This is a genomic window from Pseudodonghicola sp., from assembly GCF_048268305.1.
GTDB lineage: Bacteria > Pseudomonadota > Alphaproteobacteria > Rhodobacterales > Rhodobacteraceae > Pseudodonghicola.
This window is the reverse complement of the sequence record NZ_JBLWVT010000012.1, coordinates 1-22,205: the sequence shown is the minus strand read 5'-3', so window position 1 is coordinate 22,205 and position 22,205 is coordinate 1. Positions and strand designations below refer to the sequence as shown.

Annotated in this window: 21 protein-coding genes and 1 pseudogene; 12 read left to right on the top strand and 10 right to left on the bottom strand. The window is 63.8% G+C overall.

Features of this window, described 5'->3' with window-relative positions; genetic code table 11:
- Positions 1-173 precede the first annotated feature (173 nt).
- The 3 genes from ACN0V4_RS19515 to ACN0V4_RS19505 all read right to left on the bottom strand — a co-directional run bounded on the left by ACN0V4_RS19515 (position 174) and on the right by ACN0V4_RS19505 (position 4,366).
- Positions 174-1,745 (bottom strand): alkaline phosphatase D family protein, encoded by a 1,572-nt coding sequence (locus ACN0V4_RS19515; protein WP_417679238.1) that lies wholly within the window; start codon positions 1,743-1,745, stop codon positions 174-176.
- A 448-nt stretch (positions 1,746-2,193) separates the two neighbouring features.
- Positions 2,194-3,591: an aspartate aminotransferase family protein gene (locus ACN0V4_RS19510; protein ID WP_417679236.1), complete on the bottom strand. Its 1,398-nt coding sequence runs from the start codon at positions 3,589-3,591 to the stop codon at positions 2,194-2,196.
- A 67-nt stretch (positions 3,592-3,658) separates the two neighbouring features.
- Positions 3,659-4,366: a GntR family transcriptional regulator gene (locus ACN0V4_RS19505; protein WP_417679234.1), complete on the bottom strand. Its 708-nt coding sequence runs from the start codon at positions 4,364-4,366 to the stop codon at positions 3,659-3,661.
- Between the two features lie 141 nt (positions 4,367-4,507).
- Between ACN0V4_RS19505 and ACN0V4_RS19500 the strand changes: the two genes are divergently transcribed.
- The 5 genes from ACN0V4_RS19500 to ACN0V4_RS19480 all read left to right on the top strand — a co-directional run bounded on the left by ACN0V4_RS19500 (position 4,508) and on the right by ACN0V4_RS19480 (position 9,838).
- A complete protein-coding gene (locus ACN0V4_RS19500; RefSeq protein WP_417679232.1) occupies positions 4,508-5,596 on the top strand; it encodes a polyamine ABC transporter substrate-binding protein in 1,089 nt (362 codons plus the stop codon).
- 76 nt (positions 5,597-5,672) lie between these two features.
- Entirely contained in the window at positions 5,673-6,800 is a 1,128-nt protein-coding gene (locus tag ACN0V4_RS19495; RefSeq protein WP_417679230.1) for an ABC transporter ATP-binding protein, read from the top strand.
- Positions 6,801-6,804: 4 nt separating this feature from the next.
- Positions 6,805-7,695, top strand: a complete 891-nt coding sequence (locus ACN0V4_RS19490; protein ID WP_417679228.1) for an ABC transporter permease subunit — start codon at positions 6,805-6,807, stop codon at positions 7,693-7,695.
- Positions 7,692-8,510 (top strand): ABC transporter permease subunit, encoded by an 819-nt coding sequence (locus ACN0V4_RS19485; protein WP_417679226.1) that lies wholly within the window; start codon positions 7,692-7,694, stop codon positions 8,508-8,510. Before ACN0V4_RS19490 ends, ACN0V4_RS19485 begins: the two co-directional genes overlap by 4 nt.
- Positions 8,510-9,838: an NAD(P)/FAD-dependent oxidoreductase gene (locus tag ACN0V4_RS19480; protein ID WP_417679225.1), complete on the top strand. Its 1,329-nt coding sequence runs from the start codon at positions 8,510-8,512 to the stop codon at positions 9,836-9,838. Before ACN0V4_RS19485 ends, ACN0V4_RS19480 begins: the two co-directional genes overlap by 1 nt.
- Here the strand turns inward: ACN0V4_RS19480 and ACN0V4_RS19475 are convergent.
- Positions 9,817-10,695: a phosphotransferase family protein gene (locus ACN0V4_RS19475; RefSeq protein ID WP_417679223.1), complete on the bottom strand. Its 879-nt coding sequence runs from the start codon at positions 10,693-10,695 to the stop codon at positions 9,817-9,819. The genes ACN0V4_RS19480 and ACN0V4_RS19475 overlap by 22 nt on opposite strands.
- 140 nt (positions 10,696-10,835) lie before the next feature.
- On the opposite strand from ACN0V4_RS19475, the gene ACN0V4_RS19470 reads away from it, so the two are divergent.
- From ACN0V4_RS19470 to ACN0V4_RS19440, 7 genes are all read left to right on the top strand, one after another.
- The gene (locus tag ACN0V4_RS19470; RefSeq protein WP_417679221.1) at positions 10,836-11,450 is read left to right on the top strand and encodes a ribonuclease D; all 615 of its coding nucleotides are present in this window, start codon (positions 10,836-10,838) and stop codon (positions 11,448-11,450) included.
- The gene (locus ACN0V4_RS19465; RefSeq protein WP_417679219.1) at positions 11,447-12,415 is read left to right on the top strand and encodes a KpsF/GutQ family sugar-phosphate isomerase; all 969 of its coding nucleotides are present in this window, start codon (positions 11,447-11,449) and stop codon (positions 12,413-12,415) included. Before ACN0V4_RS19470 ends, ACN0V4_RS19465 begins: the two co-directional genes overlap by 4 nt.
- Positions 12,416-12,433: 18 nt before the next feature.
- The gene (lptC, locus tag ACN0V4_RS19460) at positions 12,434-13,036 is read left to right on the top strand and encodes an LPS export ABC transporter periplasmic protein LptC (RefSeq protein WP_417679217.1); all 603 of its coding nucleotides are present in this window, start codon (positions 12,434-12,436) and stop codon (positions 13,034-13,036) included.
- Positions 13,037-13,039: 3 nt separating this feature from the next.
- Positions 13,040-13,534, top strand: a complete 495-nt coding sequence (locus ACN0V4_RS19455) for an LptA/OstA family protein (RefSeq protein WP_417679215.1) — start codon at positions 13,040-13,042, stop codon at positions 13,532-13,534.
- Entirely contained in the window at positions 13,534-14,292 is a 759-nt protein-coding gene (lptB, locus tag ACN0V4_RS19450) for an LPS export ABC transporter ATP-binding protein (RefSeq protein ID WP_417679213.1), read from the top strand. The genes ACN0V4_RS19455 and lptB overlap by 1 nt, the downstream gene beginning before the upstream one ends.
- 259 nt (positions 14,293-14,551) lie before the next feature.
- Positions 14,552-15,127 carry a ribosome hibernation-promoting factor, HPF/YfiA family gene (gene hpf / locus ACN0V4_RS19445; protein WP_417679211.1) on the top strand — a complete coding sequence of 192 codons (576 nt, stop codon included), beginning with the start codon at positions 14,552-14,554 and terminating at the stop codon, positions 15,125-15,127.
- Positions 15,128-15,173: 46 nt separating this feature from the next.
- Complete coding sequence (locus ACN0V4_RS19440) at positions 15,174-15,635, top strand: PTS sugar transporter subunit IIA (protein ID WP_417679209.1); 462 nt, start codon at positions 15,174-15,176, stop codon at positions 15,633-15,635.
- A gap of 13 nt (positions 15,636-15,648) precedes the next feature.
- Here ACN0V4_RS19440 and ACN0V4_RS19435 read toward each other — a convergent pair whose 3' ends face one another.
- The 6 genes and pseudogenes from ACN0V4_RS19435 to ACN0V4_RS19410 form a co-directional block, all read right to left on the bottom strand.
- Entirely contained in the window at positions 15,649-17,088 is a 1,440-nt protein-coding gene (locus ACN0V4_RS19435) for a nodulation protein NodH (protein WP_417679207.1), read from the bottom strand.
- 6 nt (positions 17,089-17,094) lie between these two features.
- A complete protein-coding gene (locus ACN0V4_RS19430; protein ID WP_417679205.1) occupies positions 17,095-18,801 on the bottom strand; it encodes a beta-1,6-N-acetylglucosaminyltransferase in 1,707 nt (568 codons plus the stop codon).
- Positions 18,798-19,808 carry a glycosyltransferase family 2 protein gene (locus tag ACN0V4_RS19425; protein ID WP_417679203.1) on the bottom strand — a complete coding sequence of 337 codons (1,011 nt, stop codon included), beginning with the start codon at positions 19,806-19,808 and terminating at the stop codon, positions 18,798-18,800. Before ACN0V4_RS19425 ends, ACN0V4_RS19430 begins: the two co-directional genes overlap by 4 nt.
- Before the next feature lie 49 nt (positions 19,809-19,857).
- Positions 19,858-21,111, bottom strand: coding sequence for a glycosyltransferase family 4 protein (locus ACN0V4_RS19420; protein ID WP_417679201.1), 1,254 nt, complete (start codon positions 21,109-21,111; stop codon positions 19,858-19,860).
- Positions 21,071-22,054: a UDP-glucose 4-epimerase GalE gene (gene galE / locus ACN0V4_RS19415; RefSeq protein WP_417679199.1), complete on the bottom strand. Its 984-nt coding sequence runs from the start codon at positions 22,052-22,054 to the stop codon at positions 21,071-21,073. The genes ACN0V4_RS19420 and galE overlap by 41 nt, the downstream gene beginning before the upstream one ends.
- Before the next feature lie 24 nt (positions 22,055-22,078).
- Positions 22,079-22,205: pseudogene (locus ACN0V4_RS19410) on the bottom strand (UTP--glucose-1-phosphate uridylyltransferase); the annotation flags it as partial.

Here is a 22,205-nt window from a genome sequence, read left to right as displayed (position 1 = left end):
ACGGGCCACCCCGAAAGGTTGAATTCCCAAGGGCTGGACGCGGGTGGCATCTGGCGTTGCGGATTATCTGACAAAAAGAATCAGAATTTGCAAGGGGCGACTCCCCGAAATGCGAAACGCCCCCGCAGATGCTGCGAGGGCGTCCGGCATCGGCCGATCCGGGGAGATCTGGATCAGAGCGACTGTTCCGCCGGGTCGAGGGTGATCGACCACAGTTCGGTATCGCCCACGTCCATCAGCCGCACGGTCATCTGCTGGGTGGCGCTGTCGATATCGACGATGCCGAAGAACTGCATCCCGGCCGAGGGCGGCAGGTTCACCTGACCCTCTGCCGGCGCCTTCACGAATTTCACCTCGGGGCCGAAGGTCATGTCCATCGCGTTCGGGCCGAAGGTGCCGGCATGCAGCGGGCCGGAGACGAATTCCCAGAAGGGTGCGAACTCCTGGAACTGCGCCTTGGACGGATCGTAATAATGCGCGGCGGTGTAATGCACATCTGCCGTCAGCCAGACGGTATTGGCGATATTGGCGTCCTTGATGAACCGCAGCAGATCGGCGATCTCAAGCTCGCGGCCCTTGGCCGGGCCGTTGTCGCCATTCGCCACCGCTTCCGCCCCCGAGGAGGTTTTCCAATCGTCCCAGACGATCAGCCCGATCGGCATATCGGCGGCGATCACCTTCCAGGTGGCCTTGGAATTGGCCAGCTCGCGCTTCAGCCAGGCGACCTGCTGGGCGCCGAGGATACGGCTTTCCGGCGTCATCTCGGTTTCCATCGCGGCGCCGTTCGGGCCGCGATAGCTGCGCATGTCGAGGAAGAAGACATCGAGCATCGGACCATAGGCGATCTTGCGATAGACCCGACCCGGTTCCGCCGGGGTGTAGGAGATCGGCGTCATCTCGTGGAAGGCGCGGGCGGCGCGAGAAGACAGCACATGGATCGATTTTTCGGTGTAACGGTCGTCGCCGCTCAGATCCTTGGAATCCGACCAATTGTTCAGGACCTCGTGGTCGTCCCACTGGAAGAAGGTCGGCACCGCGGCGTTCATCGCCAGCACGTGTTCGTCCATCAGGTTGTATTTCCACTGGCCGCGATATTCGTCCAGCGTTTCGGCGACCTTGCGCTTTTCGTCGGTCAGAACGACGTTCTTCCAGATCACCTTGCCATCCTGAACGACCTCATCCTGCATGGCGCCATCGGCATAGATGGTGTCACCGGAATGCAGGAAGAAATCGGGTTCGTGCTGCATCATGGTGCGATAGGTGCGCATGCCCTGATCGTCGATCCCCCAGCCCTGACCGGCGGTGTCACCCGACCAGACGAAACGGACCGACCGGCGCGACGCCGGAGCGGTGCGGAAATGGCCGACGATCGGTTCGGAAACCGCGTTGATGTCGTTCAGGTCGGCGGCAACGAAGCGATAGAAGATGTCCTGATCCGCCGGCAGCCCCTCGACCATCCGCTTCACAGCGAGATCACTGGTCGGCATCGCGGTCAGCGGCGCCAGCTGGCGAGCATTGGCGAAACTCTCGGTGGTGGAGACTTCCATCATTACCCGCGCCGGACGGTCGGTGCGGGTCCAGATCATGCCGGAATTGGTGGTCACATCGCCGGACTGCACCCCATGGGTGAAGACCGGGCGCGACGCCGCGCGAGACAGCGAGGGCATCGCCAGCGAGGCGGCGAAGGCGGTGCCGCCGGCCAGCACGGCGCGACGGCTGGGGCGGAGAAGGCGTTGGGGGATCATGGCTGACGTCCTGAAGGATGAATGGCTTGAGACCCGAACCGAAGGGCTTGAAACGCTACGCGAAAACCATGGGGCCGATCTGTAAGGCTTTGCCAAAAGATCAGTGATGGTTTCGAGAACCCTTTGTGACATTCAGGCCGGGGTCCAGGGATCGCGGCCTCCCCCGGGATTGAGACAGACCCAGATCATCCGGCTCAGAGCAGCCATGGTCAGCCGTTCCGGGGATTCGCACGGCGTTTCCAAGCCTACGCTCACCTCACGGTCTTCTCGTCCCGTAAAAGATGAAACTGCCTCATGAGCCCGCTCAAGACGAATGACTTTGCGCCGCCTTGTCCACCCCCGCCCTTGTGACAAGGCACGCCTACCCGGCCCCTGTAGACCGGCCTAAATGAAAAACGGCGCCGGGGTCATCCCCGGCGCCGTCAGGTCGAAAGTTCCGGATCCGAGCTTACGAAGCGGCCTTCAGCAGCCCCTCGTCCTTGGCCCGGGCATAGGCTTCGTCCAGCGCCTTGCGGGCGCGTTCCGCCAGCAGGTCGATCTCCTCCGGCTTGATCACCAGCGGCGGAGAGATGATCATCCGGTCACCCACATGGCGCATCACCAGATTGTTGGCAAAGCAGCGCTCGCGGCAGATATACCCCACAGTCCCCGCCTCGGCGGCGAAGGTGGCGTGGGGTTCCTTGTTCGGGCTCAGCGCCAGCGACCCCATCATGCCGATCAGCTTGGTCTCACCCACCAGCGGGTGATCGGCCAGCGCGTGCCATTTCTCGGCCAGATAGGGGCTGGCAACCGTCTGCACATGTTCGACGACACCCTCTTCCTGCATGATCCGCAGGTTCTCCAGCGCCACGGCGGCGGCCACCGGGTGACCCGAATAGGTATAGCCGTGGTTGAACTCCACACTGTCGAGCACCGCGGCAACCTCGTCCGAGACGACCGAGCCGCCGATCGGCTGGTAACCCGAGCTGAGACCCTTGGCGATCGTCATGATATCGGGGCGGATGCCCATGGTCTGGCTGCCGAACCAGTTGCCGGTGCGGCCGAACCCGCAGATCACCTCGTCGGCGATCAGCAGGATTTCGTATTTGTCGCAGATGCGCTGGATTTCCGGCCAATAGGTTGCCGGCGGGATGATCACGCCGCCGGCGCCCTGCACCGGCTCGGCGATAAAGGCGGCGACGCGATCCTCGCCCAGCTGCAGGATCGCCTGCTCCAGCTCCTGCGCGCGGGCCAGGCCGAAGTCTTCCGGGCTCATCTCGCCACCGGCGGCCCACCAGTTGGGTTCGTTGATATGGTGGATATCCGGGATCGGCAGACCGCCCTGGGCGTGCATCGCCGTCATCCCGCCCAGCGAGGCGGCGCCGACGGTCGAGCCGTGATAGCCGTTCTTGCGGCCGATGATGATCTTCTTGCCCGGCTTGCCCTTCACGTCCCAATAGGTGCGCACCATCCGCAGGTTGGTGTCATTGGCCTCGGACCCGCCGGAAGCGAAGAACACGTGGTTCAGATCGCCCGGCGCCAGTTCGGCGATCTTGGCGGCCAGCGCGATGGCGGGCACATGGGTGGTCTGGAAGAAGGTGTTGTAATAGGGCAGTTCGCGAATCTGGCGGGCGGCGACCTCGGCCAGCTCCTCGCGGCCATAGCCGATATTGACGCACCACAGCCCCGCCATGGCATCGAGGATCTCATGCCCCTCGCTGTCGGTCAAAAAGACACCTTTGGCGCGGGTGATCACCCGCGCGCCCTTGGCGGCCAGATCGGCCCCCGTGGTGAAGGGGTGCATGTGATGGGCTGCGTCCAGGGCCTGAAGCTCGGCGGTGGGCAGGTGATTTGTGATGGCAGGCATCGCGGAACTCCTGGCTAAATCGACACTTGGCCTGAAGATATGATCAAATTCCGCAGTGTCAATCGAATCAGGACGGAACGAAACGTTCCGCCTGCACCGCGATCATCATTTGCACGCCCTGATCCACGTCCTGCTCAATTGCCAGGCCAACACCTTCGACATCGCCGACCCGCAGCGCGGCCAGCATCTCCTTATGGCGGTCGGGCAGATTCTGGGTGCCGAAGCGGCCGCAAACGACCCGCAGCGACGGCCCGAAGCGCAGCCAGAGCCGTTCGGCCATCTCGGCCAGCAGCGGCGCATGCGAATGGGCATAAAGCACCGAGTGGAACCGATAATTCTGCAGCAGATAGCCCGAGACATCGCCGGCGACGATGGCGGAATCCAGTTCCGCATCAATCTGTTCCAGCTCAGCCACCAGCTCCGGAGAGGAAAAGCGCACGGCGCGACGGGCCAATTCGGCCTCGATGGTCTTGCGCACGAAAATCAGTTGCTCGACGTCCTCTGCCGACAAAACGGGCACCGAAACCCGGCGATTCCCCTGGAACATCAGCGCCCCGTCGGAAATCAGCCGGCGGATCGCCTCGCGTACCGGCGTCATCCCGGCGCCCAGCGAATCAGTCAGCCCCTGAATCGTCACCGCCTGCCCCGGCGCCATCTCTCCGAACAGGATCTGGGCCCGGAGTTTCTGATACACCTGCTCATGCACCGGCGCAGCGGCGACTGCCTTTGCGGCCGGTTTGCGGGCATTCTCCGCCGGTTTTTTGATCAAATTCACTTGACTTGTTCCAATCCAAATGACGACGCTTGCGCTGTGCGGATCCGCGTGAAAACATAACTTGTGCCAACAAAGAAGGCAAAAAACTTGATCAAATGCCGGGCGCGGGACTAACCCAAGCCCTCTCGGGGAGCCATATTAATGACCTTTAAATCGCTCACTGCAACTGCGATCCTCGCCCTGGGTGTCGCCGTTGCCGCCCAAGCTGAGGAAGTCCGCGTCTATAACTGGTCGGATTATATCGACGAAAGCCTGTTGACGAAATTCCAGGAAGAGACCGGCATCAAGCTGATCTACGATGTCTTCGACAGCAACGAGGTGCTGGAGACCAAGATGCTGGCCGGCGGCTCGGGCTATGACGTGGTGGTGCCGACCGGCACCTTCCTGCAACGCCAGATTGCTGCGGGCGCGTTCCAGAAGCTGGACAAGTCGAAGCTGCCGAACATCAAGAACATGTGGGATGCGATTTCGTCGCGCACGGCGAAATACGACCCCGACAACCAATATGCCATCAACTACATGTGGGGCACCACCGGCATCGGCATCAATGTCGCCAAGGTCAAGGAAGCCCTGGGCGAGGACGCCCCGATCGACAGCTGGGATCTGGTCTTCAAGCCGGAGAACATGGAAAAGCTGGCCTCTTGCGGGGTGTATTTCCTCGACGCGCCGACCGAGATGATCCCGGCCGCGCTGAAATACATCGGCGAGGATCCGGACAGCCACGACCCCGACGTCATCGCCAAGGCCGAGCCGGTCTATATGGCGATCCGCCCCTATATCCAGAAGTTCAACTCGTCCGAATACATCAACGCGCTGGCCAATGGTGACATCTGCGTCGCGGTCGGCTGGTCGGGCGACGTGCTGCAGGCGCGTGACCGCGCGGCCGAGGCCGACAACGGTGTCGAGATCGCCTTCAACGCGCCGAAGGAAGGCGCCCAGATGTGGTTCGACATGATGGCGATCCCGACCGATGCGCCGAACCCCGATGGCGCCCACAAGTTCCTGAACTTCATCATGGACGCGCAGAACATGGCGGCGGCGTCGAACTATGTCTATTACGCCAACGGCAACCTGGCCTCGCAGGAATTTCTCAACGAGGACGTGATCGGCGACCCGGCGATCTACCCCTCGGCCGAGGCGATGGACAACCTGTTCACCACCACACCTTATGACGCCAAGGTGCAGCGGGTCGTGACCCGCCTGTGGACCAAGATCAAATCGGGCACCTGATCCCGAACAACGGGCGGGTCCAGGAAACGGGACCCGCCCTTTTTCCTTGTCCGGAACATATCGGGGGCCTCTGCCAGTGAACTCGACGAAATTTGCGCCCTGGGCGGATCCAGAGGCGAAACCGCTGATCCGTTTTCAGAACGTCACCAAGCGGTTCGGAACCTTCACAGCGATCGACAACCTGTCGCTGGATATCTACGAACGTGAATTCTTCGCGCTCCTCGGCCCCTCGGGCTGCGGCAAGACCACGATGATGCGGATGCTGGGCGGGTTCGAGAACCCGACCGAAGGCCGGATCGAACTGGCCGGCAAGGACATCTCGGGGGTGCCGCCGAACAAGCGCGCGGTGAACATGATGTTCCAGTCCTACGCGCTGTTCCCGCATCTGACGGTCTGGGACAATATCGCCTTTGGCCTGCGCCGTGACCGGATGCCCAAGGCCGATCTGGAGGCGCGCGTGGCCGAAATGCTCAAGCTGACCCGGCTGGAGAAATTCGCCAAGCGCAAGCCGCATCAGATCTCGGGCGGACAACGGCAGCGGGTGGCACTGGCGCGTAGCCTGGCCAAGGCGCCGAAGCTCCTGCTGCTCGACGAACCACTGGGCGCGCTCGACAAGAAGCTGCGCCAGGACACCCAGTTCGAACTGATGGACATCCAGGAAAAGACCGGCACCACCTTCGTGATCGTCACCCACGACCAGGAAGAGGCTATGACGGTGGCCTCGCGGGTGGCGGTGATGGACGAGGGCCAGCTGATGCAGGTCGCCACCCCGGATCGCATCTATGAGACCCCCAACAGTGTCTATGTCGCCGACTTCATCGGGGATGTGAACATCATCGAAGGCACCGCGACCCCGGACGGCGACGACACTTACAAGATCGACTGGGCCGCAGGCCAGATGCCGATCAGCGCCGCCTCGACCCGCCCCTTCTCGACCGGGGAGAAATGCTATCTCGCCATCCGGCCGGAGAAGGTGACGATCTCGGCCGAACGTCCCGAGGGCGCGATCAACGCGGTGCAGGGCCGGGTGCTCGACATCGCCTATCTCGGCAATATCTCGACCTATCACGTGGAACTGCCCTCGGGCGCGGTGATCAAGGCGCAGACCGCCAACACCCGCCGCATCTCGCGCCGCAGCTTCACTTGGGAAGATTCCGTCTGGCTGTCCTGGACGGTCACCGGCGGCGTCCTTCTGGCGGAGTGAGCTCATGCGCCGATTTCTCCTGATCGCGGTTCCCTATCTCTGGCTGCTGGCGCTGTTCCTGGTGCCCTTCATCATCGTCCTGAAGATCTCGCTCAGCGATACCGCGCTGTCGATCCCGCCCTATACGCCGACGCTGGATCTTTCGGCCGGCTGGCAGGGGATCAAGGCCTTCTTCAACGATCTGGATTTCGAGAATTTCGTCTTCCTGACCGAAGATTCGCTCTATTGGAAAGCCTATCTCTCCAGCCTGATGATCGCGTCCTTCTCGACCGTCCTGACGCTGATGGTGGGCTATCCGATCGCCTATGGCATGGCCCGCGCGCCCGAGGAATGGCGCCCAACCCTGATGATGCTGATCATCCTGCCGTTCTGGACCAGCTTCCTGATCCGGGTCTATTCCTGGATGGGCATCCTCAGCCAGGAGGGGTTCCTGAACCAGTTCCTGCTGTGGATCGGGCTGATCGACCAGCCGCTGATCATCCTGAACACCAAGATCGCGGTCTATATCGGCATCGTCTATACCTATCTGCCCTTCATGATCCTGCCGATCTATGCGGCCCTCGATCGGCTGGATGAATCGTTGATCGAGGCGGCCGAGGATCTGGGCTGTTCGCGGCTCTCGGCCTTCTGGCTGGTGACCATCCCGCTGTCCCGGAATGGTATCGTCGCCGGCTGCTTCCTGGTGTTCATCCCGGCGCTTGGTGAATTCGTCATCCCGTCGCTCCTGGGCGGCTCGGGCACGCTGATGATCGGCAAGGTGCTGTGGGAGGAATTCTTCTCGAACCGCGACTGGCCGGTGGCCAGCGCCGTGGCGATCGTTCTGCTGGCGATCCTGGTGATCCCGATCGTACTGTTCCAGCGCAACCAACAGAAACAGGCGGAGGCAGAGCAATGAACAGGCTGAGCTGGTTCAACACGGTGTCCCTGACGCTGGGATTCGCCTTTCTCTATATCCCGATGGTGATCCTGGTCATCTACAGCTTCAACGAAAGCAAGCTGGTGACGGTCTGGGCGGGCTTCTCGACCAAATGGTACGGTCAGCTTCTCAAGGATCAGGCCTTTCTGAATGCCGCCTGGGTGACGCTGAAGGTGGCGGTCATGTCCTCGACCATCGCCACGGTGCTGGGCACCATGGCCGCCTATGTGATGGTGCGCAGCGGGCGGTTCTTTGGCCGCACCCTGTTTTCCGGCATGATCTATGCGCCGCTGGTGATGCCCGAGGTGATCACCGGCCTGTCGCTGCTGCTGCTGTTCATCGGCCTCGGACTGGACCGCGGCGTGATAACCATCGTCTTGGCCCATACGACCTTTGCGATGTGCTATGTCTCGGTGGTGGTCTCCTCGCGCCTGGTGACCTTCGACAAGTCGCTTGAGGAAGCCGCGCTCGATCTCGGCTGTACCCCGGCCGAGGCCTTCCGGCTGGTCACCCTGCCGATCATCGCCCCGGCGGTGGTCTCGGGCTGGCTGTTGGCCTTCACCCTGTCGCTCGACGATCTGGTGATCGCCTCCTTCACCTCCGGCCCCTCCTCCACAACCCTGCCGATCAAGATTTTCTCCGCCGTGCGTCTGGGCGTCTCGCCCGAGATCAACGCGCTGTCGACGGTGATGATCGGCATCGTGACCATCGGGGTGATCGCCACTTCGCTGATCACCAAGTCCCAGAAGGTTCGTCAACAGCGCGACGAACAGGAAGCTGCACGCGCACAGTAATGAAACACATATTCGGAAATTACGCCTATTCCGCAGGGCCGCGGGCCGGCTGCTGGTGGGATGAGACCATCGAAGCCCCCGCCTGGCCGCAAGCAAAGGGTGATCTGACCGCGGATGTCGCCATCATCGGCGCCGGCTTTACCGGCCTGTCCGCCGCGCTGCATCTGGCCGAGGCCGGCGTCGATGTCGCCGTGGTCGACGCCGAATATCCCGGCTGGGGCGGCTCGGGGCGGAACGGCGGCTTCTGCTGCCTGGGCGGCGCCAAGCTGAGCGGCGACAAGATGGCCCGCGCCTATGGCAAGGATCAGGCCGAGGAGTTCTATCGCGCCGAGATCGCCGCGATCGACCTGGTGGCCGACATCCTGCGGCGGTTCGGCATCGACGCCGACACCCATTCGCACGGCGAAACCCAACTGGCCCATTCGCCGCGCGCCATGGCACGGCTGCGCCGGCAGGCCGCCGCCGATCCCGCGGCCGAGCTGACGGAACCCGAGGATCTGGCGGCGCAGGGGCTCCTGGCCGTCGGCATGACCGGCCCGTTCCACGGCGCGCTGACGCTGCGCCAGGGCTTCGGCCTGAACCCGCGCAAATATGTCTTCGGCCTGGCCGCCGCCGCCCAGGGCGCCGGCGCCCGGCTCTATCAGAACAGCCCGGCGGGCCGGATCACCCGCCAGGGCAACCGCAACGTGATCGCCCTGCCGCAGGGCAGCCTCAGCGCCGATACCGTGCTGATCTGCACCAACGGCTATTCCAGCGACGATCTGCCCGACTGGCTGGCCGGCCGCTATATCCCAGCGCAATCGACCGTGCTGGTCACCCGGCCGCTGACCGATGCAGAACTGACGGCGCAGGGCTGGACCAGCGATCAGATGTCCTATGATACCCGGCACCTGCTGCATTACTTCCGGCTGATGCCGGATCGGCGGTTCCTGTTCGGAATGCGTGGCGGGCTGACCTCCACCCCCGCGGCCGAGGCCGCCTCTCGCGCGCGGGTGCGGCGCGATTTCGAAACCATGTTCCCCGCCTGGGCCCATGTCGAAAGCCGCAATAGCTGGTCGGGCATGGTCTGCGTGTCGCGCAACCAGGTCCCTTTCACCGGCGCGGTGCCGGGGATGCCGGGCGTCTTCGCCGGGCTTGCCTATCACGGCAATGGCGTCGCCATGGGCAGCTATGCCGGCAGCCTGTTGGCAGCGCTGGCGCAAGGCCGCCGGCCCGACACCCCCTATCCGGAGTTCATGAGCCAGCCGATGGGCCGGTTCCCCTTCGGCCGGTTCCGCCGCATCGTGATGCCGCCGGCCTATCTGGCCTATTTTTTCAAAGACCTCTGAAGCGCCGACACCTCCAGCGCCAGACCCTCGGCATAGGGGGTCTGGCCGCGCCCGGCCTGCAACTGGCAATAGGCCGCCATCCGCCAGTGAAACCAGGGGAGAAGCGCGCGCAAGCGGGCGATGACCCGGCCGTCGGGATAGGCGGCCAGAAACGCCTGCTCCTCCGCCGGGTCGAGCGGGGCGCCGCGATAGATCAGTTGCATGGCGGGCGACAGGAAGATCGCCAGATCCGCGGCCGGATCGCCCAGCGCCGGACATTGCCAGTCGATCAGCGCCGCCCCCTTCGGCCCGACGACGATATTGGCGGGCACCGGATCGCCGTGGATCAGCACGCGCCTGCCGGCGGGCGCGACCTCCCCCTTCGGCTCCAACGCCGCCAGGCCAGCATCATCGGGGCAAAGCGCCAGGATTTCCCGGCCCTGCCCCGCCAGTGCCGCGCTGCCGTCGGGGCCTGCCGGCAGATCGGGCGGCGGCTGACGATGGAGCCCTCCCAGCAGGCGCCCCACCGCCCCGGCCCCCTCGACCCACCGCTCGCCCGGCAGATGGCGATAGAGCACCCAGGGCGCTTGTCCTGCGGGCTCGGCCGCGACCAGCTCGGGGGCCAGCCCGATCCCGGCCAGGGCGATCAGCGCCGCAGCCTCGCGGCCGGCATCATTGGCGAAGATCGGCGTCGCCGCCGAGGGATCGTAGAGCTTCAGGACCAGCCCGCCGGACAACCGCCAGACCCGGTTCGACCGGCCGCCCGCCAGGGCCTCGGCCCCCTCCCCCGCCAACAGACCGCGCAGCCGCAGCCGCGCGATCAGATCGGCGGGCGGGGGCGACGGCGGCGGCGGGATATCTATCTGGGTCTCTTGCATCGCGGTCCGGTTCCGGAGAGGTCGCAGCATTCCCCGGAACGCGCTCGCCCGCAAGACCCCGGCCACAGTTGAGTTTGCCCGGCAAAGCGCCTATTTCGGGCCAGAGAGCCAAGGCAGATGGCCCAGAAAAGGATCCCGACGTGGCAAACCATCTTTACAAGAACGACCTGCCCGACGGGCTCGACCTCGGGCCGATCGTCGCCATCGACTGCGAAACCATGGGGCTGAACCCGCATCGCGACCGGCTTTGCGTGATCCAGCTGTCGGGCGGTGACGGCAATGCCCATATCGTGCAGGTCGCCAAGGGCCAGACCCAGGCGCCGAACCTCTGCCGCATGCTGACCGATCCCAAGGTGCTGAAGCTGTTCCATTTCGGCCGCTTCGACATCGCCGCGATGTACAACGCCTTCGGTGCCCTGGCCGCGCCGGTCTATTGCACCAAGATCGCCAGCCGACTGGTACGCACCTATACCGACCGCCACGGGCTGAAGAACCTGACCTCCGAACTGATCGGCGTCGATATCTCGAAGCAGCAGCAGATGAGCGATTGGGGCGCCGAAGAGCTGACCGGCGCGCAACTGGACTATGCGGCCTCGGACGTGCTCTATCTCCACCGGCTGCGGGAGGAGCTGAACAAGCGCCTCGCGCGTGAGGGGCGGACCGAGATCGCCCAGGCCTGTTTCGATTTCCTTCCCCATCGGGCGCTTCTGGATCTGGAAGGCTGGCCCGAAATCGACATCTTCGCCCACGCATGACCGATACAGCCACCTTCCTCGACACCGCCCGCCAGGTGATCACCGACGAGGCCCGGGCGCTCGACGTCCTGGCCGAGGCGCTGGACGACAAATTCGTCCGCGCGCTGAAGCTGATCCTCACCGCCAAGGGCCGGATCATCGTCAGCGGCATCGGCAAATCCGGCCATATCGGCCGCAAGATCGCGGCGACGCTGGCCTCGACCGGGACGCCGGCGCAATTCGTCCACCCGGCCGAGGCCAGCCATGGCGATCTGGGCATGATCGCCAAGGGCGACGTGGTGCTGGCGATCTCCAATTCCGGCGAGGCGCCGGAGCTGGCCAATCTGGTCGCCTATACCCGCCGCTTCGACATCCCGCTGATCGGCCTTTCCAGCCGGCCGGACAGCACGCTGATGACCCAGGCCGACGAACATCTGCTGATCCCCAACCGGGGCGAGGCCTGCGGTTTCGGCATGGTGCCGACGATCTCCACCACGCTGACGCTGGCGATGGGCGACGCGCTGGCGGTGGCGCTGATGAAATACCGCCACTTCGGCCCGGAGAATTTCCGCGACTTCCACCCCGGCGGCAAGCTGGGCGCGCAACTGAGCAAGGTGCGCGACCTGATGCATGTGGGCGAGGCGCTGCCGATGGTCGCCGCCGACACCCCGATGAGCGAGGCGCTGCTTGAGATCAGCCGCAAGAGCTTTGGCGTCGCCGGCGTCACCGATGCCTCGGGCGCGCTGATCGGCATCATCACCGACGGCGACCTGCGCCGACATATGGCGGGCCTGCTGAGCCAGACCGCCAAGGATGTGATGACCGCCAATCCCACCACCATCGGCCCCGACGCGCTGGCCGAACAGGCCGTCGCGGTGATGAACCGGCGCAAGATCACCTGCCTGTTCGTGGTCGACCCCGCCGGGTCGCGCAATGCGGTGGGTCTGTTGCACATCCACGACTGCCTGCGCGTCGGTCTGGGCTGAGAGGGAGCGGAGGGAAGGATGGATCGTCATTCCCGACTGGTGGCCTATTTCAAGGTCATTCTGCCGCTGGCGGCGCTGTTCCTGCTGTCGACGCTGTTCCTGTTGTCGCGCAGCATCGCCCCCACCGGCACCACCCCCTTCGCCGAGAAGGATATCGAAGCGCGGGTGCGCGGCCAGCAGATCACCGGCGCCTTCTTTTCCGGCATCACCAATGGCGGCGACGAGATCACGGTAAGCGCCAGCACGGCCCATCCCGCCAGTGCCGGCGGCAGTGCCGATGCCGAGGAGCTGCAGGCGCATCTGACACTGGCGAAGGGCGGGGAAATCCGGCTGAAATCAGACGCTGGCACGCTCAATCCGGCCGGCGACCGCGCCAGTTTCACCGGAAACGTGCGTATCACCACCTCGACCGGCTACACGGTGACGACGCAGCAGCTCGACACCGGGCTCGACACCTTCTCGGCCGAAACACCCGGACAGGTTGAGGGAACCGGCCCCTTCGGCAATTTCACCGCCGGGCAGATGCAAATCGGCGCAAAAAACAAGGACGCCCCAGTCCATATGCTTTTCACCAAGGGCGTAAAACTGGTATACGATCCGCGAAATCCCGAGAAAGACTAACCAGTGCACTATATCCGTCTTTTGTTTCTCACCCTTGCGCTGGCCCTCGGAGCGGGTGCGACGCAGGCCCAGGAAACCCGCGTCGCCTTCGGCAACAGCAAGGCCGACACCTCGGCCCCGGTCGAGGTGACCGCGGACAACCTGGATGTGAACCAAGCGGACGGATCGGCAGAGTTCACCGGCGACGTGCTGGTGGTGCAGAACGAGATGCGGCTGACCGCCGCCCGCGTCTTTGTGGTCTATGACCGCGACCAAAGCCGGATTGCCCGGCTGGAGGCGACCGGCGACGTGGTGCTGGTCAGCGGCCAGGATGCGGCCCAGGCCGATCGGGCCGATTACAGCATCGACGCCGGCACCATCGTGATGACCGGCAACGTGCTGCTGAGCCAGGGCCCCAGCGCGCTGAGTTCCGAGAAGATGACGATCGAACTGGGCAGCGGCACCGCCCGGCTGACCGGACGGGTCAAGACCATCCTCAACCAGAATGGCAGCAAGTGATGGCAACGCCGGAACTGACCGTCACCCAGGGCTCCTTGGGGCTGCGCGTCGAGCGGGTCCGCAAGTCCTATCGCAAGCGTGTCGTGATTCGGGATGTGTCGATGACGCTCGACCGCGGCGAGGTGGTGGCGCTGCTGGGTCCGAACGGCTCGGGCAAGACCACGACCTTCTATGCCATTGCCGGGCTGGTCTTTCCCGAGGCCGGCACGGTGACGCTGGATGGCCAGGCGGTGACCACCCTGCCGATGTACCGCCGCGCCCGCATGGGCATCGGCTATCTACCGCAGGAAATGTCGATCTTCCGTGGCCTCAGCGTCGAGGACAATATCCTTGCCGTGCTCGACATCTCGGCGCGCGATCCCCTTGCCCGCCGCGAAAGGCTGGAAGAGCTGTTGTCGGATTTCTCGATCGAACACCTGCGCCGGGCACCGGCGCTGGCGCTGTCGGGCGGCGAACGCCGGCGCGTGGAAATCGCCCGTTGCCTGGCTGCCGACCCGAAATATCTGCTGCTGGACGAACCCTTTGCCGGGGTCGACCCGATCAGCGTGGGCGATATCCGCCACCTCGTCGCCGATCTGAAAAAGCGCGGCATCGGCGTTCTGATCACCGATCACAACGTGCGCGAGACGCTGGAGATCATCGACCGCGCCTATATCCTGCATGACGGTCAGGTGCTGATGTCGGGCACCCCGACCGAGGTGGTCGAGAACGAAAACGTCCGCCGCGTCTATCTTGGTGACAGTTTCCGCATCTCCTGATCCCGGCCGCCGCTGGCGCCGCTCCGCTGATCCTCCGGATTTTATGCGCCGCGACGCAAGGATACGTTGACACCCGCCCGAGATCTCGCCTCAAATGAAGTCATGGCACGCGTGCGACCCCTTGCGAATTCCGGTCCGGCCTTCACTTCCAGGCCCGGTCGTGCCGTTTTCGCCGCGATGCCAGTCTCAACCACCCGCAACTGACGCAAGGCCGGGGAATATCCCGGTCATGCCGGGTGCATAATGAAAAGGAGAGCACATGCGTTACCAAATCAGCGGACGGCAGATCGACATCGGCACGGCCCTGCAAACCCATGTGGAGGAGCAGCTCGATGCCGCGATCACCAAGTATTCCGACAATCCGATCGACGCCATTGTGATCTTTTCGCGCGACGCCTACGAATTCGTCTGCGAAGCGACAGTCCATCTTTCCACCGGGTTGACCGCCAAGGCCAAGGGCAGCGCAACCGAGATCTATGCGGCCTTCGATGCCTGCTGCGAGAAAATGGAAAAGCAGATGCGGCGCTATAAGCGTCGTCTGAAAGACCACCACCGGGATCGTGCGGAACCTGTTGAACTTATGGGCGCAGCCTCGTATATCCTCGCCGCGGAAGAACAGACCGATGAGGAAGAGCCCGCGACGCTCCAGCCCATCATCATCGCCGAGATGGAGACGAAGATTCCCTCGCTCTCTGTCGGCGAAGCGGTGATGCAGATGGAGCTGGCGGGCGCCCCGGTGCTGATCTTCCGGAATGAAAGCAAGGACGGGTTGAACGTCGTCTATCGCCGTGATGACGGCAATATCGGATGGATCGACCCGCAAACCGGAAACTGATAGCATAAGGCGCCGGACAACCGGCGCCTGAGCGGAGCAATCTCTGATGGCATTAGCGAGCATCCTCAAGCCTGAGGCCGTGAAAGTTTTTTCTGCTGTCTCCAGCAAGAAACGACTGTTTCAGGAAATTGGAGATCTCGCCCAAAGTGCCTATGGCCTGGACGCCCAGGCCACCGTCGACGCTCTGCTGGAACGCGAAAGCCTTGGCCCCACCGGTGTGGGCCATGGCGTCGCCCTGCCGCATGCGCGGATGCCGGGACTGAACGGCGTTGTCGGCACCTTCGTGATGCTGGAAAAGCCGATCGACTTCGGCTCGGTCGACCGCCAGCCGGTCGACATCGCCTTTTCGCTCTTCGCGCCGGAAGATGCCGGGGTCGAACACCTGAAGGCGCTGGCGCTGGTGTCGCGGACGCTGCGCGATGCCTCGCTTTGCGCCAAGCTGCGGGCCAATCCGGATCCGGCGACGCTTTACACCCTGCTGACCGAAAGCCACACCCTGGCGGCCTGAGCCGCCGGGCCGGTCAACCGGCCCGCCAGGGTCCGAAGCCGAACATCATGTAATCACGCTGATAGACATCGGCGACGAGCGTTTTGATCTCGTCGTCGTAGATGTCTTCCAGCCCAAAGGGCTGATCCGGCGCCCCCGGTTGCGGCGCGACCGAAGCATCGCAACCGATCTGCCGCGCCAGCCGCGGCAGCGCCTCGGCCAGTTCCTCCTCGCGCAGCACCAGATCGGGCAAGGCGAACTCTCCGAACCCCGCAAGCACCTGCGCCTGGGTGCCCCAGGCCGCGTCAATCCGCACCGGCGTCTGCCCGGCCAGGTTCATCTTGAGAAACTCAAGAAAGGCCGCAAAGGCCGCGCGGTGATCGGCCCGGCTAAAGCTGGCATCGGGGGATTTCTGAGGGATCGGCAGCTTGAACTTCTTGCGCAGCAGCTCGCGGATCTGGCGATAGCTGCCCTTGCCCTCGTTCAGGATCTTGTCGCAGAACACATGATGCGCCCGCGCCGCCGGGTGACGCAGCACGGTAAAGCTGCGGTGGCCCGGGTGCTGGCGCTTCCATTGGCGCAGCTCCTTCTGGGTCATCTTGGTTGGCAGTTCCTCGACCGCAACACCCTCGAGCGCCGCCAGCCAATCCACCACCTCGGCCTCGGGCCCGCCGCGCACCGGCAGATAGAGCAGCGGCACGTCGACCCCCGCCACATAGCTGGGCACCGCCGGCCCGCGGCGGGGTTCGAAATTCGGCGTCCGGGTCAGGTTGAACCGGTCAAGACCAGAGAGCGCCTGTGCCATCTCCTCGGGGTTGTCGACCTTGTCGATCACCGCACCCGGGTTTTGCGGCTTCAGCGACTGGTCAAGCTCCTCAAGCCGCGCCACAGCCCCCAGCCAGCGCGCCAGCCCGTTCATCACGCCCAGATCCTGCAGGTCCTCGTAAGCGACGTAAAAGGCCGTCTGCCCGCTGGTCTGCAACCGGTTCAGAAGCTGCACCTGAAACGCCTGCAAGGCGGCGACATGCGCGGCGAATTCCTCCGCCTCGAAATGCGCCAGCGCCTCTTTCCGCCGCTTCACATCGGTCAGTTTCCACTGGCCGGTGGCCTGGGCGATCTTCCACGACACATAGCTGTCCAGGGGATTGCGGGTCAGCACGATCTTGGCGCAACGCGGATCATCCAGCAGGGTGTCGAGCACGCGTGGATCGTGATCGTGGAAATAGCGAAACCCGCCCAGCGCGCCAGGTGTCGCCCGGACCGCCGCAAGCAGCCGGTCGGGATCGGCATCGCGCTGCGCCTGGGTCACGTCGAGGATCGCATCGCGGTTGGGATAGCCGATGAAATGCGGATTGAAGGCCTCGCCATGGCAGGCCACATCGTCAAGCGCGTTAAGGTTCACTTCGAGAAAGTTGGACCCTGTCCGCATCTCGGCGAAGATCACGAAATAATCGAAAGCAGTGGTTGCGGTCATCAACGATCACCGCACCAGATAGGGTTTTCGTGCCGGTTTCTTCACTGCGACCTGTCCCTGTTCCACTGGGAAATCCCCCATCAAATAGGGGTGCATCCCCTGGTTTTTCAGATTTTGCAGGAACTGGCCGAACCCGTCCAGATCGGCCATCTTCGGCGCCTCGGCCAGATGCTGGCGCATCGCCGCCGGCCGGATTTCGTCAAGGATGGTCTGCAAGGGCTCCATCGGCGCCTCAATGAATTCGGCCATGTTCCAGATCCGCACCCGCGCCTTCACATAGGTCGAGCGCAGGATATCCAGATGCTTGCTCTCGATCCGCTGCAGCCGCGCCGCCTCTTTCCTGAGCTCGGCGAAATTCGCGTTCGAGCGAAACAGCGGCACCGCCCAGGCGCCGGTGATAACCGAGATCTGGGCATTCGGATCGCGGGCGATGATCCAGTTGATCTTCTGGTTGTCGGCCGGGCCGAACTGGAAACACTGCCGCTCGCCCCGCATGTTCCAGATCAGGCTGGTCAGAAAGCCCTTCGGGTCATAATCCCGCGTCGCGGCGCTGTCCGACAAGGCGCCGTTCATCAGATGCTGGCCGCCGGCGAATTCCACGCGGTCAGCCGCGAAAAGATGGCCGTGCACCCGCGCGCCGGTGGACTTTGCCAACCAGCCCTCGAAGTTATCGAACAGTTCGGCAAAGCCCTGGAACACCGAATAGGGGTGCGAGGTGATGCCGTTTTCCCAGCCATGGTTGGGAAAACGGCTTTGCATGTAAAGCCCCGGCCGGCCGCGCGTGCGCCGCTCCACCGCCTTGGCGAACAGCCGGTCGATCTTGCCCGGGTTCGGTTCGGTCCGCTTCATCGCGCCGTCGCTGTCGGTCAGAAAAGCCTGATACAGCCGGTCGGCCCGCGGCCAGATCTTGCGGGCGACGAAACAATCCGACCGGCGCAGAAGCTGCAGGTGATCGTCATAGAAGATATGCGGCTTGCCCTGGAAATCGAACTTGGACAGGGTCAGCGACCGGCTTTCGATATTGGTGGAATAGCGCCGCGCCAAGGTCTGGAAATAGCTTTCATCGGGAATCCAGACCCGGCGAAAATACCGCTCGTACACACCGCGACGCGGGTCCTCCAGGATCGCCGACAGGGTCTGGCGCGTCAGACACCACCACTGGCTGCCCATATGCGGCACCAGCCCTTCGGGAATGTGCCGCTTGATCCCCAGCCGCCGCTGCAATTCGACATAGCGGTCGAACAGATAGCGCTGCCGCTTCCATGAGAATGGAAATCGCAGGGTAAAACGTTCCTCGTCCAGCCCGCCCACCGTCCAGGGCACATCGGCGGTGGTGGCGCTTTCGATGAAATCGGTGCGCGACCGCATCGAGAGATAATCGATCAGTTCCTGCACCGGGCGCAGCGGCAGGCAGGATCCGGAGGCGAGATAGACATGCCCCACATCGGGAAACTGCGCCAGCATGAGTTCCGCCGCCGATTGGGTCGCCGCCACGATGCCCCAGGTGCCCCATTCACAGCGGTGCCGCGTGCTGAACAGGATCAGCGGGTCGTCAGCCACCGCTTGGGCGAAGGCGCGATAGACCCGGCGAGACACATTGCGATCCACGTGGATCACCACCGGACAGCCTGCCGCCGTCCAGTGCCGCGCCACCTGTTCGGCCCGGTTCAGCGCGGTATGCACCAACATGATGATGCCGACGCTGCTGCTCATGCCCAGTTGCCCTTGGACATCAGCCCCAGAATCTCAAGCTGGCGCCAGTTGATGTATTTCTCCGACCACTTGCACCAAAGCTCGGGATCGTCCTTCAAGCTCTCGGCATAGGCCTTGTATTCGACCGAGGCCGCGTAATGCTGCTTGCGCTCCAGCTCCTCCGCCGCCTTGGTCGAAAAGGTATCGAGGAACTTGGCGTGCAGCAGGATGCCACTTGCCTTCTCTCCTCCCCATTCGTCGTAGACCAGGTTCAACCCGCGCGGCAGCAGCATATGGGTCGAGCTGGCATAGGTGTATTTGCGATCCCATTTGACCAGCGGGATCTTGTTGAGCGCCGGCGCCTTTTCCGGCGCGTCGGGAAAGAACACCCGGCTGCGCGGTCCGCCCTGAATCCACAGGTTGCCATAGCGCTTGTTCCGCTTCAGCGAATAGTTCCCGCTGTCGAACCAGCGGGCGATCTCGATCGGATCCTGCCCTTCGCGATAGGGCTGCGCATCAAGCCGCCCCTTCGGATACATGTCCAGCAACATGGCCGAGAAAGACTTGATCGACGAGGCATCAAGCCAGTCGGTCAGCGCCCTGAGCGGCCTTGTATCGCAGAAGGGATAGATCAGGAATTCATCCGGATCGACCACCAGGCACCAATGGCCATGGCCGTACCAGCGTTGCAGCCAGTTCAGCCAATCCACCCCGAAGCGCGACCGCTTGTAGCTGGCGGTGGTCGACCACAGCGAAACATCGGACTGATCCTTGAGATAATCGGCCGATCCATCATCGCTGCCATTGTCGACGATCAGGAAATGATTGATCCCAAGACCACGATAATACTGCAGAAAATACGGCAGCCGGATGCGTTCGTTGCGCAGGGTCGAAAACAGCAGGATATCGTTCGACCGGATCGAGGCGGTGCGATTGGCGACGTCCGTCAGCTCACGCCGCTTGCGAAAGGCGCGGATGCGCCAGCGCTGCCGCTGCAACCTGAGGCGATATGACTGCCATACGCCCAAACCGAACCCTTTTCACATCTACCGCAGATCGCCCGCTCTTCCGCGCCTATCAGGTTAACCTTAAGACGAGGTTGAAGTGATCCTCCCAACTGGGAGGGGTAAAATCCGCTACTCTCACTGCCTCATGTTGCGCCAAACGGGCTGTTTCCAAGCTCTTTATAGCGCTTAACCATTGATACAGATCAGATTCTTTCGCGTAAACTGGAATGTTGCCCAGCACCTCGCGAATTGCCGGCAGATCGGTGGCGATCACCGGCACCCCCAGCGCCGCAGCTTCCATCGGGGGCAGGCCATAGCCCTCGGCCCGGCTGGGAAACAACAACCCTGTCGCCCCGGCCAGCACTGCGGCGATCTGGCCATCGTCCAGCCCCGAAAGCTCGCGCACCGGGCCATCCGGCGGCAAGGCGTCGAGCCGGGCAAAGACCGCCTCGTTGTTCCAGCCGCGCGCGCCGCAGATCAGCAGGGCCGGCGCCTGCGCGCCCATCTCCTCCCAGAGGTCGAGCAGCACATCATGCCCCTTGCGCGGCTCGATGGTGCCAAGCGCCACGAAATAGGGCCGCGCCGGATCGACGCCCGCCGGCAGATCGCCGGGACTGGGCAACTCCACCCCCAGATGGGCGACCACCCCGGGCGGCAACAGCCCCCAGGCCTGCATGTGATGTTCCACCCGGGCGCGGGTATCGGCGGAATTGTAGATCACCAGATCCGCATGCGCCCGCACCCGCTGCAGCTTGGCCGCGAACTCCTCTGCGACCCCGGGGCGCTGGTACTGCGGGTAATCCAGCGGGATGGCGTCATGGATCAGCACCGCGATGCGCCCGGCGCCGCCCTGCCGCACCGCGCGCAGGGTCATCGCCGTCAGATCGCTGTGCCCGACGTTGAGATAGGCGAAGCCATTCGGCAGATACCGCCTGAGCATCCGCGCCAGCCCGCGCGGCCGGCTGCGGGCCAGGGCGCAGCGGCGCAGATCGCTTTCCGCCCGCCTCAGCGGCTCGGCCCGCACGCTGAGCCGCGCCAGAAGGTCAGGACGCCCCCAATCCGCTGCCCCCGACAGCCGGGCGGCGATCTGGTCCACCCCCTTGGGGCCCAGCAGCACGTAACCCAGGGTGGTCCGCACCAAAGCAAAAAGCGGCACGCTCTCGTGCGAGAGGTGCCGCAAATAGGCCAGTTCCACCCGGTCGACCCCGGTGGGACGCCGTCCCGCCCGACGGATCAGCCGGGTCAGATCCAGCAGTCGCGCCGGGACGGGCGCCAGTGGAATGCTATTTTTCGTAGTGTCCAGTTTGGTGCCATCTCCAGGCATCGGCGATCATTTGATCCATCTTAGACCGATCCGGTCTCCAACCCAACTCTTTCTCGGCCCGGACCGATCCGGAGACCAGTTTGGTCGCATCGCCACCGCGCCGCGGCCCTTCGGAATAGGGAACCTCGCGATTGGTCACCGTACGGGAAGCGTCGATCACCTCGCGCACCGAAAAGCCCGAGCCGGTGCCGAGGTTGAACACCCGGCTTTCCTTGCCCGCCTCCAGCCACTTCAGCCCCAGCACATGGGCGTCGACCAGATCGCAGACATGGACGTAATCGCGGATACAGGTGCCGTCCGGCGTGTCGTAATCGGTGCCATAGATGGTCAGCGCCGGCCGCTTGCCGTCGATCGCCTCCAGCATCACCGGGATCAGATGAGTCTCGGGGCGGTGATGTTCCCCCACCTCGCCCTTGGGATCCGCGCCCGCGACGTTGAAATAGCGGAAGATCACCGCGTTCAGACCATAGGCCGCGCCGAAGTCGCGCAGGATATCCTCAACCGCGCGCTTGCTGGCGCCATAGGCGTTCAGCGGCTCCTGCGGAGTGTTCTCGTCCAGCACCACATTGTCATGTTCGCCATAGGTGGCGCAGGTCGAGGAGAAGACGAAGTTCAGGCAGCCCGCGGCGCAGGCCGCCTCGATCAACGTCAGCGATCCGCAGACGTTGTTGCGCCAGTAGCGGCCCGGTTCGCTCATCGCCTCGCCGACCTGGCTGAGCGCGGCGAAATGCATCACCGCCACCGGCTGATACTTGGCGAAAACCTCGTCCAGCCGGGCCCGGTCCGACAAGTCACCGCGTTCGAACGGGCCGAATTTCACCGCGTCTTCCCAGCCGGTCACCAGATTGTCGTAGGTGACAGGCGTATAGCCCGCCTGTTTCAATGCCTTGCAGGCATGCGAGCCGATATAGCCCGCGCCGCCCGTCACCAGAATATTGGTCATATCCCGCCTTTAGTCGTTGTTGCCTTACTGTGCGGCCTTGTCGAGATGAACGATCTCGTTGAGGAATTGGCGGAGCTCGTCGCGCAGGTCGTCGCGGGCGAGTGCGAAGGCCACCGTCGCCTGCAGGAACCCCGCCTTCGAGCCGCAATCA

Coding starts and splice junctions, on each gene's coding strand:
- ACN0V4_RS19515 (WP_417679238.1), bottom strand. CDS start 1,745: ATGATCCCCCAACGCCTTCTCCGCCCCAGCCGTCGCGCCGTGCTGGCC.
- ACN0V4_RS19480 (WP_417679225.1), top strand. CDS start 8,510: ATGAAACACATATTCGGAAATTACGCCTATTCCGCAGGGCCGCGGGCC.
- ACN0V4_RS19475 (WP_417679223.1), bottom strand. CDS start 10,695: ATGCAAGAGACCCAGATAGATATCCCGCCGCCGCCGTCGCCCCCGCCC.
- ACN0V4_RS19420 (WP_417679201.1), bottom strand. CDS start 21,111: ATGCCTGGAGATGGCACCAAACTGGACACTACGAAAAATAGCATTCCA.
- ACN0V4_RS19485 (WP_417679226.1), top strand. CDS start 7,692: ATGAACAGGCTGAGCTGGTTCAACACGGTGTCCCTGACGCTGGGATTC.
- ACN0V4_RS19490 (WP_417679228.1), top strand. CDS start 6,805: ATGCGCCGATTTCTCCTGATCGCGGTTCCCTATCTCTGGCTGCTGGCG.
- lptB (WP_417679213.1), top strand. CDS start 13,534: ATGGCAACGCCGGAACTGACCGTCACCCAGGGCTCCTTGGGGCTGCGC.
- ACN0V4_RS19510 (WP_417679236.1), bottom strand. CDS start 3,591: ATGCCTGCCATCACAAATCACCTGCCCACCGCCGAGCTTCAGGCCCTG.
- ACN0V4_RS19465 (WP_417679219.1), top strand. CDS start 11,447: ATGACCGATACAGCCACCTTCCTCGACACCGCCCGCCAGGTGATCACC.
- hpf (WP_417679211.1), top strand. CDS start 14,552: ATGCGTTACCAAATCAGCGGACGGCAGATCGACATCGGCACGGCCCTG.
- ACN0V4_RS19430 (WP_417679205.1), bottom strand. CDS start 18,801: ATGAGCAGCAGCGTCGGCATCATCATGTTGGTGCATACCGCGCTGAAC.
- ACN0V4_RS19440 (WP_417679209.1), top strand. CDS start 15,174: ATGGCATTAGCGAGCATCCTCAAGCCTGAGGCCGTGAAAGTTTTTTCT.
- ACN0V4_RS19435 (WP_417679207.1), bottom strand. CDS start 17,088: ATGACCGCAACCACTGCTTTCGATTATTTCGTGATCTTCGCCGAGATG.
- ACN0V4_RS19500 (WP_417679232.1), top strand. CDS start 4,508: ATGACCTTTAAATCGCTCACTGCAACTGCGATCCTCGCCCTGGGTGTC.
- lptC (WP_417679217.1), top strand. CDS start 12,434: ATGGATCGTCATTCCCGACTGGTGGCCTATTTCAAGGTCATTCTGCCG.
- galE (WP_417679199.1), bottom strand. CDS start 22,054: ATGACCAATATTCTGGTGACGGGCGGCGCGGGCTATATCGGCTCGCAT.